12 protein-coding genes are annotated in these 14,516 nt (G+C 74.4%); 4 read left to right on the forward strand and 8 right to left on the reverse strand.

Annotated elements, in window-relative coordinates:
- Nucleotides 1–29 precede the first annotated feature (29 nt).
- Nucleotides 30–809, forward strand: a complete 780-nt coding sequence (locus ABD954_RS25290) for a hypothetical protein (protein WP_345489184.1) — start codon at nucleotides 30–32, stop codon at nucleotides 807–809.
- 4 nt (nucleotides 810–813) lie between these two features.
- Here ABD954_RS25290 and ABD954_RS25295 read toward each other — a convergent pair whose 3' ends face one another.
- The 5 genes from ABD954_RS25295 to ABD954_RS25315 form a co-directional block, all read right to left on the reverse strand.
- Nucleotides 814–2,247: a phytoene desaturase family protein gene (locus tag ABD954_RS25295; RefSeq protein WP_345489186.1), complete on the reverse strand. Its 1,434-nt coding sequence runs from the start codon at nucleotides 2,245–2,247 to the stop codon at nucleotides 814–816.
- A gap of 71 nt (nucleotides 2,248–2,318) precedes the next feature.
- Nucleotides 2,319–2,933: a DUF4126 domain-containing protein gene (locus tag ABD954_RS25300; RefSeq protein WP_345489188.1), complete on the reverse strand. Its 615-nt coding sequence runs from the start codon at nucleotides 2,931–2,933 to the stop codon at nucleotides 2,319–2,321.
- A gap of 274 nt (nucleotides 2,934–3,207) precedes the next feature.
- On the reverse strand, nucleotides 3,208–3,852 hold the full coding sequence (locus ABD954_RS25305; RefSeq protein WP_345489190.1) for a TetR/AcrR family transcriptional regulator: 645 nt from the start codon (nucleotides 3,850–3,852) through the stop codon (nucleotides 3,208–3,210).
- Between the two features lie 38 nt (nucleotides 3,853–3,890).
- Entirely contained in the window at nucleotides 3,891–5,984 is a 2,094-nt protein-coding gene (locus ABD954_RS25310; RefSeq protein WP_345489192.1) for a YhgE/Pip family protein, read from the reverse strand.
- Nucleotides 5,956–7,035, reverse strand: a complete 1,080-nt coding sequence (locus ABD954_RS25315; protein WP_345489194.1) for an ATP-binding cassette domain-containing protein — start codon at nucleotides 7,033–7,035, stop codon at nucleotides 5,956–5,958. Before ABD954_RS25315 ends, ABD954_RS25310 begins: the two co-directional genes overlap by 29 nt.
- Nucleotides 7,036–7,203: 168 nt before the next feature.
- Between ABD954_RS25315 and ABD954_RS25320 the strand changes: the two genes are divergently transcribed.
- The 3 genes from ABD954_RS25320 (at nucleotide 7,204) to ABD954_RS25330 (ending at nucleotide 9,298) form a co-directional block, all read left to right on the forward strand.
- Nucleotides 7,204–7,731: an SAV_6107 family HEPN domain-containing protein gene (locus ABD954_RS25320; RefSeq protein WP_345489196.1), complete on the forward strand. Its 528-nt coding sequence runs from the start codon at nucleotides 7,204–7,206 to the stop codon at nucleotides 7,729–7,731.
- 67 nt (nucleotides 7,732–7,798) lie between these two features.
- The gene (locus tag ABD954_RS25325) at nucleotides 7,799–8,587 is read left to right on the forward strand and encodes a class I SAM-dependent methyltransferase (RefSeq protein WP_345489198.1); all 789 of its coding nucleotides are present in this window, start codon (nucleotides 7,799–7,801) and stop codon (nucleotides 8,585–8,587) included.
- A gap of 306 nt (nucleotides 8,588–8,893) precedes the next feature.
- On the forward strand, nucleotides 8,894–9,298 hold the full coding sequence (locus ABD954_RS25330; protein WP_345489200.1) for a DUF3040 domain-containing protein: 405 nt from the start codon (nucleotides 8,894–8,896) through the stop codon (nucleotides 9,296–9,298).
- Nucleotides 9,299–9,588: 290 nt separating this feature from the next.
- Here the strand turns inward: ABD954_RS25330 and ABD954_RS25335 are convergent, their stop codons facing one another.
- Genes ABD954_RS25335 through ABD954_RS25345 form a run of 3 tightly spaced genes read right to left on the reverse strand, consistent with a single transcriptional unit; the run spans nucleotide 9,589 to nucleotide 14,431 of the window.
- Nucleotides 9,589–11,973 carry a transglutaminase TgpA family protein gene (locus ABD954_RS25335; RefSeq protein WP_345489202.1) on the reverse strand — a complete coding sequence of 795 codons (2,385 nt, stop codon included), beginning with the start codon at nucleotides 11,971–11,973 and terminating at the stop codon, nucleotides 9,589–9,591.
- Complete coding sequence (locus tag ABD954_RS25340) at nucleotides 11,970–13,391, reverse strand: DUF58 domain-containing protein (protein ID WP_345489204.1); 1,422 nt, start codon at nucleotides 13,389–13,391, stop codon at nucleotides 11,970–11,972. The genes ABD954_RS25335 and ABD954_RS25340 overlap by 4 nt, the downstream gene beginning before the upstream one ends.
- Nucleotides 13,391–14,431 (reverse strand): AAA family ATPase, encoded by a 1,041-nt coding sequence (locus tag ABD954_RS25345; RefSeq protein ID WP_345489206.1) that lies wholly within the window; start codon nucleotides 14,429–14,431, stop codon nucleotides 13,391–13,393. Before ABD954_RS25345 ends, ABD954_RS25340 begins: the two co-directional genes overlap by 1 nt.
- Nucleotides 14,432–14,516: the final 85 nt, after the last annotated feature.

The raw sequence follows: 14,516 nt of genomic DNA on the forward strand, positions 1-14,516 counted from the left end.
GCGGCGGTGGCCGTAGGAGAGGGGCGGGCATGGGGTGGACGGTCCTCTACATCGCGTTCGGTGTCGTCGCGTTGTGGCTGCTGGGTGAAGTGCTCCTGCAGTACAAGGCGCGGCTGCGCTGGCGGCTGCTCGCCTTCGGCGGCTTCCTCGGCGTGGTCCTCGGCGTGCTGCTGCCGTCGGTGCTGGTCATCATCCTCGGCGCCGCCGCCTTCGCCGTCGGCCAGACCTATGTGACCCTCTCCTTCCGGCGCGGCTTCTCCACCGGCTGGGCGCTCGGCGGCAATCCGGGCGCCAGCCGCCGCCGCAGGTCGGCGGCGCCGGCCAAGCAGGGCCCGACCCTGGAGGTCAGCGACCTCGCGTACGAGCCGGCCGACGCGGACGGTGACCGGGCGGACGCCGCACCCGCCGAGACCACGGCGGTGTACGAGCCGCTGCCGCTGCCCGAGGAGACCGGCCAGTACGCCGTCTACGGCACCGCCCACGACCAGCCGCAGCCGCAGCAGCACTACGCCGACCCGTACGCCGCCGCCGGCTACGAGCAGCAGCCCGCCTACGACTACGGCACCGGCGGCCAGCAGGGCTACGCGGCCTACTCCGACCCGTACATCGGCCAGCAGTACGGCGACGCCGGCGCCCCGTACGGCACCTACCAGCAGCCCTACGCCGACCCGTACGCGCCCTCGTACACCTACGACACCCCGCCCGGCGGCGTCTGGGTGCCGCAGCAGCGGGACACCGACGCCGAACAGGACCCCCAGCCGGGCCAGGAGCACTACGGCTACGGCAACGACCAGCAGTACCGCTACTGACCGGCTACCGCGAGCCGCGGAAGTCCGCGCCCTCCACGATGAGCCCGGCGACCAGCGCGCCCGACATCCCGGCGTGCGCGAGCCCGCCGCCGGGGTGGGACCAGCCGCCGGCGAAGTGGAGCCCGGGAAGCGGGGAGACGTTGGCCGCGGGGAGGAACCGGCCGCCCGCCCCCGCGAGCGCGGGGCCGGGCACCTCGGCGATGCCCGTCTCGCGCAGCGTGTCCCGCGGCGTGCGGACCTCCCGCCACAGCAGCCGCTCCCGCAGCCCGGGGACGGCCCGCTCGGCCAGCGCCACCATCTCCTCCGCGACGGCGCTCCAGTCCTGACCGCCCCCGGTGCGGACGGTCGCCGTGACGGTCACCGACTCGTGGTCGTCGTCGGGGCGCAGCGCCGGATCGTCCGGCCGCAGCACCGTGACGCCGGGCAGGCTCCCGGTCCCGTGCACGACCGTACGGTGCACGGCGCCCGACTCCCCGGGCCCGCGCAGCGCCAGACAGACCGTCACGCGGCCCGTGCCGTCCGCCCGGTCGGCGTGCGGATCGTGGCCGCGCGGCACCAGGCGCCGGTGCCCCTCACGGTGCGAGGGCACCGGTGCGCCCGACACCACGTGGTCGGCCTCGACCACCTCCCCGCCGGCCAGCTCGATGCCGCACGCCCGGCCGTCCTTCTCCAGGACCCGCTCCACGTGCGCGTCGAACACGAACTCCACCCGCCGCTGCCGGCACCGCTCGTACACCGCGTCCGCGAGCGCCCGGATGCCGCCGCCCACGTACCAGCTGCCGAAGGTCTGCTCCATGTACGGCAGCACGGCGGCCGCGGCCGGGGCGGTCGCCGGGTCGAAGCCGTAGCTCCACGCGTACGCGTCGAGGAGCGCGGCGAGCCGCGGGTCGCGCAGCTCGCGGGAGCCGACCCGGGCGAGCGTGGTCGCCGGCCGCCGCAGCAGGCCCGCCTTCAGTGCCGGGTAGGGCTCGCGGCCCAGCGGTGAGGGGTCCGCGGGCTGCGGCTCCTCCAGGAGGGGCCGCCGGGTGCGGTCCCATGCCTCCCGGGCGCGCACCAGGAAGTCGCCCCAGCGCTCGCCGGCGCCCGCGCCGAGCGCCGCGTCCAGGGCGGCGACCGTGCCCGCGCGCGAGGCGTTCGGCAGGTCGACGCGCGTGCCGTCGGCGAAGACGTGGCGGGCGGCCGGGTCGACCTGGGTGAGCGTCACGCACTCTTCGAGCGGCTGCTTGCCGGTCTTGACGAACAGATCGCGGTAGACGGCCGGCAGGTGCAGCAGACCGGGGCCGGTGTCGAAGCCGAACCCGTCCCGCTCGAACCGGCGGACCCCGCCCCCGTACGTCGCGTCGCTCTCGTACACCGTCACGCGGTGGCCCGCCACGGCCAGCCGGGCGGCTGCCGCCATGGCGCCGAGACCCGCGCCGATCACCACAATCCGTGCCATGTCAGGGACCTTATCGGCCCCCGCCGGCAGCCCGGCCGGAAGGTCCCCGGGGCAGCCGGCGGGTGCCCGGGTCAGCCGGAGGGCGGCCGGCCGGCCGCCGCCATGCGCCGCTCCTCGCGGCGCTGGGCCCGGCGCCGCAGGAAGCGGCGGATGCGCTGGGCGAGGAAGGCCAGTATCACCAGACCGCCGGCCAGCAGCACGCCCGCGACGACGGCCGCCGCGACCGGATGGAAGATCGCGAAGGTGATGACGCCGGCGACCCCGAGGTCCTCCGCCGTGGACACGGCGATGGTGGAGAAGGGTTCCGGCGAGGTGTTCACCGCCATCCGCGTCCCGGCCTTGACGAAGTGGCTCATCAGGGCCGTGGAGCCGCCGACCGCGCCCGCCGCCAGCTCGGGCAGCGAACCGGACTGCCCGGCGAGCAGTGCGGCGACCACCGCCCCGCTGACCGGCCGGATCACCGTGTGGACGGAGTCCCACACGTTGTCGACGTACGGGATCTTGTCCGCGACCGCCTCGCACAGGAAGAGCACTCCCGCGGCGATCAGGACGTCGGGCCGTTGCAGCGCCTCGGGCACCTCGTCGGTGAGCCCGGTGGCGCCGAAGACGCCGAGCAGCAGGACCACCGCGTACGCGTTGATCCCGCTCGCCCAGCCGCTCGTGAAGACCAGGGGGAGTACGGACACGTCCGCGATCGTAGCCAGCTCTGAGTACCCGTACCTAGGAGGCGAGATGAGTAGGTGCGCGGATGGGCCGTGACCTGCGCGGAAGGGAGAGTGGACCGCACGGAAGGGGCGCGGCTCCGCACCGCCGGCACGGGGCGGCGGAACGGGGCCGCGCGCCTGCCGGTACGGGGGAGCGGAACACGGGGGACCCGGGGGGACACGGGGGTTCCGAAGAAGCGCCGGTCCGGCGGGGCTCGGGGGGATCGAGCCTCGCCGGACCGGCGCGTCTTCTTCGCTACCCGTCCCCGCGCCCCGCCGGGGCGGGGTGCGGCTCACAGCCGCCGACGCGCCCGTGCAGCAGCCGCGACAGCGCCGCGTGCACGTCGTCCAGGGAACGCTCGCTCTGGAAGGCCTGCCAGTCGAGCGCGGCCACCAGGACCATGCCGACCAGGGCCGACGCCGTCAGCTGCACGTCGATCTCGTCGCTCAGCTCACCGGCCGCCACGCCCTCGCGCAGCACGCCCTCCACCACCGCGACGGCCTCCTGGCGGACCACCAGAAGGGTCGAGTTCCAGGCCCGCCCGGTGCGCCACAGCTCCGCCACGTACAGCTGGGTGAAGGCCGGGTAGCGGTCGATGAAGACCAGACCGGCCCGGATCATCGCGTCCAGCGCCTCGACCCGGGTGCCGCCCCGCCCGGCGGTCTCCTCGGCCGCCGCCCGCAGGGAGGCGGTGAGGAGGGCGACCCCGTGCCTCAGCAGCTCCTCGAAGAGCTCGGTCTTGCTCTTGAAGTTGTAGTAGACCGTGCCCTTGGCCACGCCCGCCCGCTCGGCGATCTCGTCGACCGTCGTCGCCGAGAAGCCCTGCTCGGCGATGAGGGTGACGGCCGCTTCGTAGAGCTTGGCGCGGGTGGCCTGCCGTCTGGTGCTGCTGCTGTCCATGGGGTCGATTCTCACAGGTCCGCCGGTCGCCGCGGGGCTCACAGGGACAGTTCGGGGTGAAGCCGGTCGAGCGTCCACACCTGCTTCTGGCGGGCGGAGAGCGCGGTCAGCGCGAGCGCGCCCACGGTGAAGGCGGTGAGCACGGCGCACGCCTGCCACACCGGTCCGATGCCGCCGCCCGTGATGAGCCGGCGCAGCGCCTCGACCACGTACGTCATGGGCAGGTAGGGGTGGATGGCGTTGAAGAAGCCGGGACTGGTCTGCACGGGGTAGGTGCCGCCGGCCGAGGTCAGCTGGAGCATGAGCACCGCGAGCACCAGGATGCGTCCCGCCGCGCCGAACTTGGCGTTGAGCCACTGGATGATGGCGGCGAAGCAGCAGGTCACCAGGACGAGGAAGCCGACGGTGCCGGCGGCCCTGGCCATCTGCAGGCCGAGGCCCCAGTGGAGCACGGACATCAGCGCGGTCACCTGGGCGACGCCGATGGCGGCGACCGGCAGCCAGCCCGCGAGCGCGATCCGCCAGGCGGAGGCGCCGGCGGCCAGGGCGCGGCGGTTGAGCGGCTGGATGATCATGTACGCGACCATCGCGCCGACCCACAGGGAGAGCGGGATGAAGTACGGGGCGAACCCGGTGCCGTAGTTCGGCGCCTTGTGCATCGACTGGGCGGCGAGCTTGACCGGGTCGGCCATCACCTCGGTGCGGCGGTCGCGGTCGTTCTTGTCGTAGTCGGGGATCTTCTTCACGCCGTCGCTCAGCCCGGTGGCCAGCTCGCCCGAGCCGTCGGCCAGCTTGAACAGACCGCCGTCGAGTTCGCCCGCGCCCTTCTTCAGCTTGCCGACGCCGGTGTCGAGGCCGGCCGAGCCGCTGCGGGCGCTGGTGAGGCCGGTGTGCAGCCGGTCGGCGCCGTCGGCGACCTGGTGGGCGCCCTTGTTGAGCTCGTTGATCTTCCTGATGGCGTCCGCGATGTCCTCGTCCAGGCGCGGGGAGCGCCGGGCGAGCTCGTCGGCGTCCTTCTTGAGCTTGACCAGCCGGGCGTCCAGGGTCTTCAGATCGCCCTTGCTGTCCTTGGTGAGCTCGTGCAGGTCGTCGGCGATCGTCGCGACGTCACCGGCGCTGACCGAGGCCTTCCTGAGGACCTCGCAGCCCTTGGTGTCCTTCAGGGGGTCGAGTCTGTCCACGCACTGCTCGCGGTAGTACGCGGACAGCTCCTCGTCCGCCTTGTGGGCGGCGCTGCGGGCGATCGGGGCACGGCGCACCAGGTCGTCCAGGTTGTTCCGGACGGCGGTCACCGAGTCGGAGACCAGCCGGGCGCTGTCGCGGATCGACTTGCCGTTGTTCGCCAGGTAGGGGCGGACCTTGTCGGCGGTCCCGTTGACCTTGTCGGCGAGCTGCTGGGTGCCGTTGGCGACCTTGCGGGAACCGGTCTCCAGGTCCTTGGCGCCCTGGTCGAGCCGGGTGATGCCGGAGGCCAGCTTGCCGCTGCCCTTCTTGGCGTCCTTGAGGCCGTCGGCCAGGTTCTTGGAGCCCGCCTTGGCCTTGTCGACGCCCTCCTTGAGTTCGCCCGCGCCCTTGGCGGCGTCCGCGGTGGCGTCGTGGAGGTCGGAGAAGGAGATGAAGATCTTGTCCAGGAAGGTGCGCGCGGACTTGGTGGAGGCCGCGGTGCGCACCTCGGAGAACACCGTGCGGGAGATCTGGCCGACGATGTAGTTGTTGGCGTCGTTCGTCCGCACCCTCAGGGCGCCGGTCTCGGGGGAGTCGCCGGAGCTGGAGGCGATCCGCTCGCTGAAGTCGGCGGGCATGGTGAGGGACAGGTAGTACCTGCCGTCCTCGACGCCCTCGCGGGCCTCGGCGTCGCTCACCTCGTGCCACTCGAAGACGGCGCTCTCGCGCAGGCTCTCGGTGAGGTCGGCGCCCACGGTGATCCTCTTCCCGTCGGCGGTGGCGCCGCGGTCCTCGTTGACGAGGGCGACCGGGATCCTGTCGAGCCTGCTGTACGGGTCCCAGAACGACCACAGGTACAGCGCGCCGTACAGCAGCGGCAGCAGCAGGATCGCGACGAGCGCGGCCCGCGGCAGCTTCCCCCTGCCGAACCGCTTCAGCTCAAGCGCGGCGAGCCTCGGCGAGCGCATCGGCCTCCCCCTTCTGGTTCTTGTCGGTCTTCGCGGTGTCCGTGGCGGACGCGGTCTTCGTGGTGTCCGTGGCGTCCGCGGTGGCCCCGGTGCCGGGGGCCGGAGCCGCGGAACCGGCCGGGAGACCGGCGTCGGCCGGGGCATCGGCGCCGGCGGTGTCCGTGGACTCGGCGCCCTTCGCCGCAGGCGTGTCGTCTTCGGTCCGGTCCGCGCCGGCGGACGCCGTGGCGGCCCGCTCGGGGGCGGTGGCGGCCGCGGCGCCGGCCTCGGGGCCGGGCCCGGTCCCTGTTTCGGCGGCGGACGTCGTGGCGGCCTCGGCCGCGGCCCGGGCCGGCTCGTCGCGGTCGGCTGCGGTGGAGACCCGCAGGGCGCCGGCGGGAGCCTCGCTGCACACGGCGAGGACGGTGGTGCCGGCCTCGGCGATCGACCGCAGCAGGGCCCAGGCCGCGGCGCGGTCGGCGTCGGAGAGCTTCAGGTCGGCGTCGTCCAGGGCGAGCAGCCGGGGCCGGCCGATGAGGGCGAGGGCGAGGGACAGGCGCAGCGCCTCCAGGCGCTCCAGATCGCGCACGGCCGTGCGCTCGCCCTTCGGGAGCGCGTCCAGGTCGAGCGCGACGGCCGTCAGGGCCTCGTCGATCCGGGCCCGCGCCTCGGCGGCCCGCTCGCCCGGCGGGCGCAGCAGGGCCCTCAGGGAGCCGTCGAAGCGGCGCTGGAGCAGGGCCCGCTCGCGCAGGTGCTCGGCGACGGTGAGGGCCGGGTCCAGGTCACTGACGCCCGGCACCGGGCCCAGCGCGCTGATCCGGCGCACGGCGGCCATCCTGCGGGGCAGCCGGTGCCCGGCGACGTCGGCGTGGCCCTCGTGGGCCTTCATGCGGCCGGTGAGGGCCAGCAGCAGACAGGTGCGGCCGGAGCCCGAGGGGCCCTCGATCGCGACGAGGGTGCCGGGCGCGGCCTCGAAGCCGACACCGCGGAACGCCCAGCCGCGCGGGCCCTTCAGTCCGAATCCCTCCGCGACGACGGCGGCGCCGTGCGGCTCGTCCGGGTGCGCTTCCACGATCCCCCTCTGTTCGAACCAACGCTTTTGAACTGACCAGTCAGTGCAAAAACTTACCGCCGTCCGGCCCGGGAGGCAAAAACCCAGGTCAGAGCCGATTGTCAGTGGGGCCGTGCACGATGAACACATACGGCCACAGCGCCGTCACCCGACGACAGGAGGCTCGTCATGGCCGGCCACTCCGCCGCAGCCACACCCCGGCGCCGCACCAGTCGCCCCGCCCCCGCACAGCTCGGACCCGCGTCCGACGTCCACCCGGTCCTGCGCCGCACCTCGGCACCGCCCGCCGCCCTCGACCTGCTCGCCAAGGCCAGGGCCGGACTCGACGAGGCCGCCGCGCTGGACGTGCCCAACGAGCGGTACGCCACCGCCCACCTCGCCGCCCTGCGCACCGCCGCCGCCGTGCTCGCCGCCCGGGGCAGGCCCGAGCGCGACCCCCGCAAGCGCGCCCGCATCCGCAGCACCTGGGACGTGCTGCCCGAGATAGCGCCCGAGCTCGCCGAATGGAGCGCCCTCTTCGCCTCCGGCGCCGAGCGCCGGGCCCGCGCCGAGGCCGGGATCAGGGGCGCCGCCGGCCCGCGGGACGCCGACGACCTGCTCAGGGACGCCGCCGCGTTCCTGCGCCTGGTCGAGCGTCTGCTCGCCCTCCAGCCGGTGCTGCCCCGCCAGCCCGGCGCCGGGGAGGCCACGGGATGATCGGGAGAAGCGGCCCGAGGCCATAGGGTGGGAGGCGTTCGTACCCGTCACCGAGGAGTCAACAGCCGTGTCGGACCCTTCCCCCGTCTCCGGTCGTGAGGCGACCTCGCGCCCGTCGCGCGCCTCCCTGCGCACCGCCGTCGTCTGGGACGTCCTCAAAGACGCCCTCGACCGCCGGGCCGAGGCCACCGGGACCGACAGCCTCGATGTCCTCGACACGGGCGGCGGCTCCGGCAACTTCGCGGTCCCGGTGGCCCGTCTCGGCCACCGGGTCACCGTGGTCGACCCCAGCCCCAACGCGCTGTTCGCGCTGGAGCGACGCGCAGCCGAGGCGGGCGTCGCCGACCGGGTCCGAGGAGTGCAGGGAGACATCCGCGGCCTGTTCGACGTCGTCGGCCGCGAAGGCTTCGACGCCGTCCTGTGCCACGGCGTCCTGGAGTACGTCGACGACCCGGCCGAAGGCGTGCGCAACGCGGTCGCCGCGCTGCGTTCGGGCGGCAGCCTCAGCCTGCTCGCCGCCGGACTCGGCGGCGCCGTCCTCGCCCGCGCCCTCGCCGGCCACTTCACCGAGGCCAGGCACGCGCTGAGCGACCCGGCGGGCCGCTGGGGCACCGGCGACCCCGTGCCCCGGCGCTTCACCGCCGACCAGCTCACCGAGCTCGCCTCCGACGCCGGCCTCGACGTCGGTGCCGTTCACGGCGTGCGGGTCTTCGCCGACCTGGTCCCCGGCGTCCTCGTCGACACCGAACCGGGCGCCGCCGAGGCCCTGCTCCGGCTGGAAGCCGCGGCCGCCGAACTGCCCTCCTTCCACGCCATCGCCACCCAGCTGCACGTCCTCGGCGAGAAGCCCGCCTGACGACACCCGCACGGCGGTGCCGCGCAGCTGCGGCGCCGGGGCACGCCGTACCCGCTGAGCAGCGACGCAGCCGCAGATGGAGTACGCCACAGCCCGCCCGATCCGGGACATGTCCCCGTATGATCGGGGGACACGATCCGGCATGACGGGCAGGGGGCTGGGGAATCAACGCCTCAGCATCCGAACCGCATGGCGGCCCGGATTGGCGATTTGGCATTGAGGGCGGGTTTCACGGGGGCGATTCCCTGCCTATCCTGAAAGGGCCGCAAACCGGTCGCCCCCGCGACCGACGACTAGGAGGACTCCGTGCCGCTCTCGGAGCACGAGCAGCGAATGCTCGAGCAGATGGAGCGAGCGCTGTACGCCGAAGATCCCAAGTTCGCGACAGCGCTCGAGGGAAGCGGACTGCGTACGTACACCCGGCGACGGGTCTACCAGGCAGTCGCCGGCTTCCTGGTGGGTATCGCGCTCCTCATGGCCGGAATGGTCGCTCAGCAGATCTGGATCAGCGTGGTGGGATTCCTCGTCATGCTGGGCTGCGCGGTCCTGGCGGTCACCGGATGGCGCAAGGCGCCCAAGCCGGGCGAGCAGCCGACGGGAGCGACGGCCGGACACGGCCGCCAGACCCGGCAGCGACGCTCGATGATGAACCGCATCGAAGAGCGGTGGCAGCGCCGCCGCGACGAACAGCAGGGCGGCGGCCACCACTGAGGCCCCTCGCTCCCACGCCGTGAACCCCGTGGGCCCGCACCTTCCGGTGCGGGCCCACGCTGGTCTCCGGCGCCCCGACGGCGCCCTGGTCCGGACTGCGGACTGTCTCTGGCGACCTCCTGATCCGGACCGGGGCCCCGGCGGCGGCAGGGCGCCGACCCGGACTGTGCCCGGACCCGGACAGCGCCGAATGGACTGTGCCCGGCCCCGGGCTGTGCCCGGCCCGGGACTGTGCCCGGATCCGGACTGTGCCCGGATCCGGACTGCGCCCCCGGACTAGGCGGCCGGGGTCAGGACGGGTTCCGGGTCAGCGCGCGGACCAGGGGAGCGGTCCTCGTCCGCAGTCCGGCCCGGGTCGCGGACCAGCGCTCGCGGGCCGCCCACACCGCCCGCGAGGCCGAGCGCGGAGCGAACAGCGCGCGCAGCCGGTTCGTACGGGACGCCGACGCCCAAAAGCCCCCGCGGATCACCTGCGCCGCCTCCGTCAGACCCGTGGTCGGACGGGGACGCGGAGCGTACAGGGCCTCCTCGACCGCCCGCGCCACCCGGTGCACCGCGTCCGCCGCGTCCGGCGGCAGCTCGCCGAGCCGGACCATCCGCGCCGCCGTCCTGCGGGGGGTCTGCGACTCGTCCGGCACCACCCCGTGGTCCCAGGCCGTGTCGTTGATCTCCTCCCAGACCGCCAGGACCCGGCCGACCGGGTCGCCGGCCGGACCGAGCCGCCGCGACCGCACCTGGGTCCGCCACAGCAGCGGCAGCAGCGGCACACACAGCACGAGCAGCACGAGCAGGACCCACCTGAGGCTCCGCCAGTCGAACCAGCCGCCGCCGTCCTCCGACGCACCGGCCGCGGCCGGGTCCTGCCCGCACTCGCCCAGCCGCCTCTGCTGGGGCGGGCAGCTCTCCGAGGCGCTCGGCGCCACCGAGGGCGCGGTCGACGCGCTGGCCGAGGGCTGCGCCGACGGCGTCGCCGCACCGCCCGAGGACTGCTGACGGGTGTAGTCGGGCGTGGTGCCGCGCGAGGGCGTCGGCTCGAAACGGGTCCAGCCGGCCCCCTCGAAGTACAGCTCGGGCCACGCGTGCGCGTCCCGTATGCCGACCGAGACGGAGCCGTCGGGCTGCGGGGTGCCGGGCATGAAGCCGACCGCGACCCGGGCCGGGATGCCCAGGGAGCGGGCCATCGCCGCCATCGAGAAGGAGAAGTGGATGCAGAAACCCTGCTTGGCCTTCAGGAAGCGGGTGATCGCCTGCACGCCGGTGCCGGAGTCGACGTTCACCTGGTAGCGGAAGCCGCCGTCCTCGGCGAACCAGTCCTGGAGCTTCACCGCCCGCTCGTAGTCGTTGCGCGCACCGCGCGTGACGTCCAGGGCCGTCGACCTGACCTCGTCCGGCAGCGTCGCCGGGACCCGGGTGTACTCGCGTCGCAGCCGGTCCGGGGCGGCCGGAGCCGCCGCCAGCTGCTCGCCGGTGGGCCGCACGTCCAGGCTGGTCACCGAGTAGCGGGCGCCCCGGGTGTCCTGACCGTCACCGACGAGCATCCGGCCCACCGGCTCGTAGCGCCAGTTGCCGCTGATGGAGACCTTCGACGCCGGGTACGGCATGGGCAGCCACTTCTGCTCGTACGCCGGGGAGGCGACGAAGTTCGTGGTGACCTCCGTGGCCCGGACGTCCTGGGAGAGGCCGTCGGGCCAGGGCAGCTCCTCCGGCACGTCCTTGATCGGGCGGACGGAGGACTTCCAGGCGGTGCCGTCGAACTGGTCGAGCGCGACCAGCCGCAGATAGAGATTGCCGGTGTACCCCGCGTTGGTGCGGTAGCGCAGGACCTCGCGGTCCTCCGGCTGACGCAGGTCGTTCTGCAGCGACACCAGCGGATTCACCGCCGAGATGGTGCCGCCCTTGCCGCCGGAGCCCTCGTCGCCGCCCGACCCGCCGAGGAAGCCCCCGTCCAGGCCGGGCAGTGCCAGCGGCACCACCAGCGCGATGCCGAGGGCGACCGCCCCGATCCGCCGCCCGGTGCGCACCGGCGCGAACGCGGGACCGCCCTCGCCGGCCGCCGAGCCGGGCCGGCCGGAGCGCTGGGCGCCGCCGAAGACCCGGCCCCACTGGGACAGCCGGTCCCGGCCCTCCGCCAGGAGCAGCAGCAGATAGCCGCCGGCGGCCAGCAGGAAGAACAGCCCGCCCGCGCCCCCGCCGGAGAGTCCCGCGGCGACCGAGTACAGGGCGAGCAGGGGCAGCCCGGCCGGGGCCGCGTTGCGGAAGGTGACCGCGAGGGCGTCCACCATGAGCCCGATGACCGCGACTCCGGTGATCAGCAGCAGCCGGATCCCGGGCGTGTTCGGCGCCGGGATCGCGTACGTGCCGACATCGTTCACGCCCGCCTCGAACAGCGTCCCGAAGGCGGCGAAGACGTCGGGGCCCGGCAGCACGAAGAGGATCGCCTGCTCGTGGGCGAACACCACGGTCAGCACGAGCAGCGTGACCGCCGCCTGCGCGGCGATCGTCAGCGGGCGGGCGAGCGGCACCCGACGGGTCGCCGTGCCGACCACGCTCTGCAGTCCCAGCAGGATCGCCGCCGTGAAGATCCAGGTCGCCGGCTTCACCAGCGGCAGCAGCGCGGCGGACGCCGTCAGCGTCGCACCGAAGGCCGCGAGCGTCAGCCGCGCGCGCCCGCTCATGACCAACCTCCGTACGTGTCGGCCGCGGAAGCCTCGTTCGACGCCCCGCCGGCCTGCTGCCACAGATCGGCGAGCCGCGTGCCGGGGGACACGGCGAACGCCTGCCACCCGCCTTCCCGCAGCCGCCGAAGACGGTCCTCCACGGCCCCCGGGACGGCGCCGCCGGTCAGCCAGATGCCGGAGTCCAGCACGAAGGCGACCGCCGCGCCGCCGCGCTGCCGCATCCGGGCCACGAGCGCCGCCTGCTCCTCGTCGAGGTCGCCGAGGAAGGCGACGAGCAGGCCCTCGTGCCCGCCGCGCAGCACGTCGTGGGCGCGGGAGAGCCCGGCCCCCTCGGAGTGGTCGACCACCGCGAGGGTGTCCATCATCAGGCCCGCGCTGTCGGCCGGGTCCTCGCCCGACCGGCCCGACCCCGTGAAGCCCTCCGCGCCCTGGCCGGGCGCGCTGCTGCCGGTGTCGGTGAGCAGCCGCACCGAGTAGCCGCGCTCCAGCATGTGCGTGAGCACCGAGGCGGCGCCGGAGACGGCCCATTCGAAGGCCGAGTCGGGTCCGGTGCCCTCGTAGGCGATGTACCGGGTGTCGAGGAGCACCGTGCAGCGGGCGCGCTGCGGCTGCTCCTCGCGGCGCACCATCAGCTCGCCGTAGCGGGCGGTGGAGCGCCAGTGGACCCGGCGCAGGTCGTCGCCGTGCCGGTAGGCGCGCGGGATGATGTCGTCGTCCCCCGCGAGCGCGAGGGCCCGCTGCTGTCCCTCTCCGTAGCCGGGCGACTCGCCGCCCGGCTTCACGGGCGGCAGCGGTTCGGTGCGCGGGATGACGGTCAGGGTGTCGTGCGCGCTGAAGGAGCGGGTCAGCTCGCACATGCCGAAGGGGTCGCTCAGGCGCAGCTGGAGCGGACCGAGCGGAAAGCGTCCGCGCAGGTCGGAGCGGACCCGGTAGGACACCTCGCGGCGGCCGCCGGCCTCGACGCGGTCGAGCACGAACCGGGGCCGCGGCCCCAGCATGTAGGGCACGTGGTCCTGGAGCATCAGCAGCCCGGTGGGCAGCCGGGAGACGTTGTCCATGCGGAGGTGGACCCGGGCCTCCGTGCCGGTCTCCACCCGCCGCGGGGCGAGCCGGCGGCTCGCCGCGACCCGGTAGCGGGTGCGGTGGAGCACGCCGGCGCAGATCAGCGGCAGCACGGCGAGCAGCAGCCCGACGCGCAGCAGATCGGCCTGCCCGAGCACATAGGCGCAGGCGGCGGCGGCGACCCCGGCGGCGAGGAAGGACCGGCCGCGGGTGGTGAGACCGGCCAGGGCGGCCCGCAGGCTGCCCCGGCCGTCGTCGTCCCCGTGCCCGATCCCGGCCCCGTGCCCGCCCCCGTCGTTCCCGGGGACGTGCCCGGCCGGCGCCGGCCCCTGCGGAGCGGCGGCGGTGGTCATCACAGCCGCCGGGCGCCGGGCTGGTGCTGGCCGTAGAGCGGACCGGCGGGCGGCACGGCGGGCGGCACGGGCGGTGCGGCGGCCGGGACCGGGGTCCGCTGGAGGATGTCGAGGACGACCTGCTCGGCCGTACGACGGCTCAGCTGGGCCTGCGCGGTGGGCAGCAGCCGGTGCGCGAGCACCGGTGCGGCGAGCGCCTGGAGGTCGTCGGGCAGCACGTACTCCCGGCCGCTGAGCGCGGCGGACGCCTTCGCGGCCCGCAGCAGGTGGAGCGTGGCGCGCGGGGAGGCGCCGAGTCTGAGGTCCGGGTGGGTGCGGGTGGCGGCGACGATGTCGACCGCGTACCGCCGGACGGAGTCGGCGACGTGCACGCCGCGGACGGCCTCGATCAGCTTCACCACGTCATGGGCGTGGGCGACCGGCTGGAGGTCGTCCAGCGGGGAGACCGCGCCGTGCACGTCGAGCATCTTCAGCTCGGCCTCGGCGTTCGGGTAGCCGATGGAGACCCGCGCCATGAAGCGGTCGCGCTGGGCCTCGGGCAGCGGATAGGTGCCCTCCATCTCCACCGGGTTCTGGGTGGCGACCACCATGAAGGGGCTCGGCAGCTCGTAGGTCTGGCCGTCGACCGTGACCTGGCGCTCCTCCATGGATTCCAGGAGGGCGGACTGGGTCTTGGGCGAGGCCCGGTTGATCTCGTCGCCGATGACGATCTGGGCGAAGATCGCACCGGGCTTGAACTCGAAGTCGCGCCGCGTCTGGTCGAAGATCGACACGCCGGTGATGTCCGACGGCAGCAGGTCGGGCGTGAACTGGATGCGGCGCACCGAGCAGTCGATGGACCGGGCCAGGGTCTTGGCCAGCATCGTCTTCCCGACGCCGGGGACGTCCTCGATGAGGAGATGTCCCTCGGCGAGCAGCACGGTCAGCGCAAGGCGTACGACCTCGGGCTTGCCCTCGATCACACCCTCCACCGACCCGCGGACCCGCTCCGCGGTCGTGGTCAGATCTGTGAGGCTCGCTCGGTCGTCATAGGTCGTCACCCGGCCCTCCTCGGCCCTTTCCGCAGCACAGACACCTGCCCCCGGCGTCGCGGCCGGGGGGTGTCACCCGTGCATTCTTGTTGCC

Source organism: Streptomyces roseoviridis, assembly GCF_039535235.1.
GTDB classification, from domain to species: domain Bacteria; phylum Actinomycetota; class Actinomycetes; order Streptomycetales; family Streptomycetaceae; genus Streptomyces; species Streptomyces roseoviridis.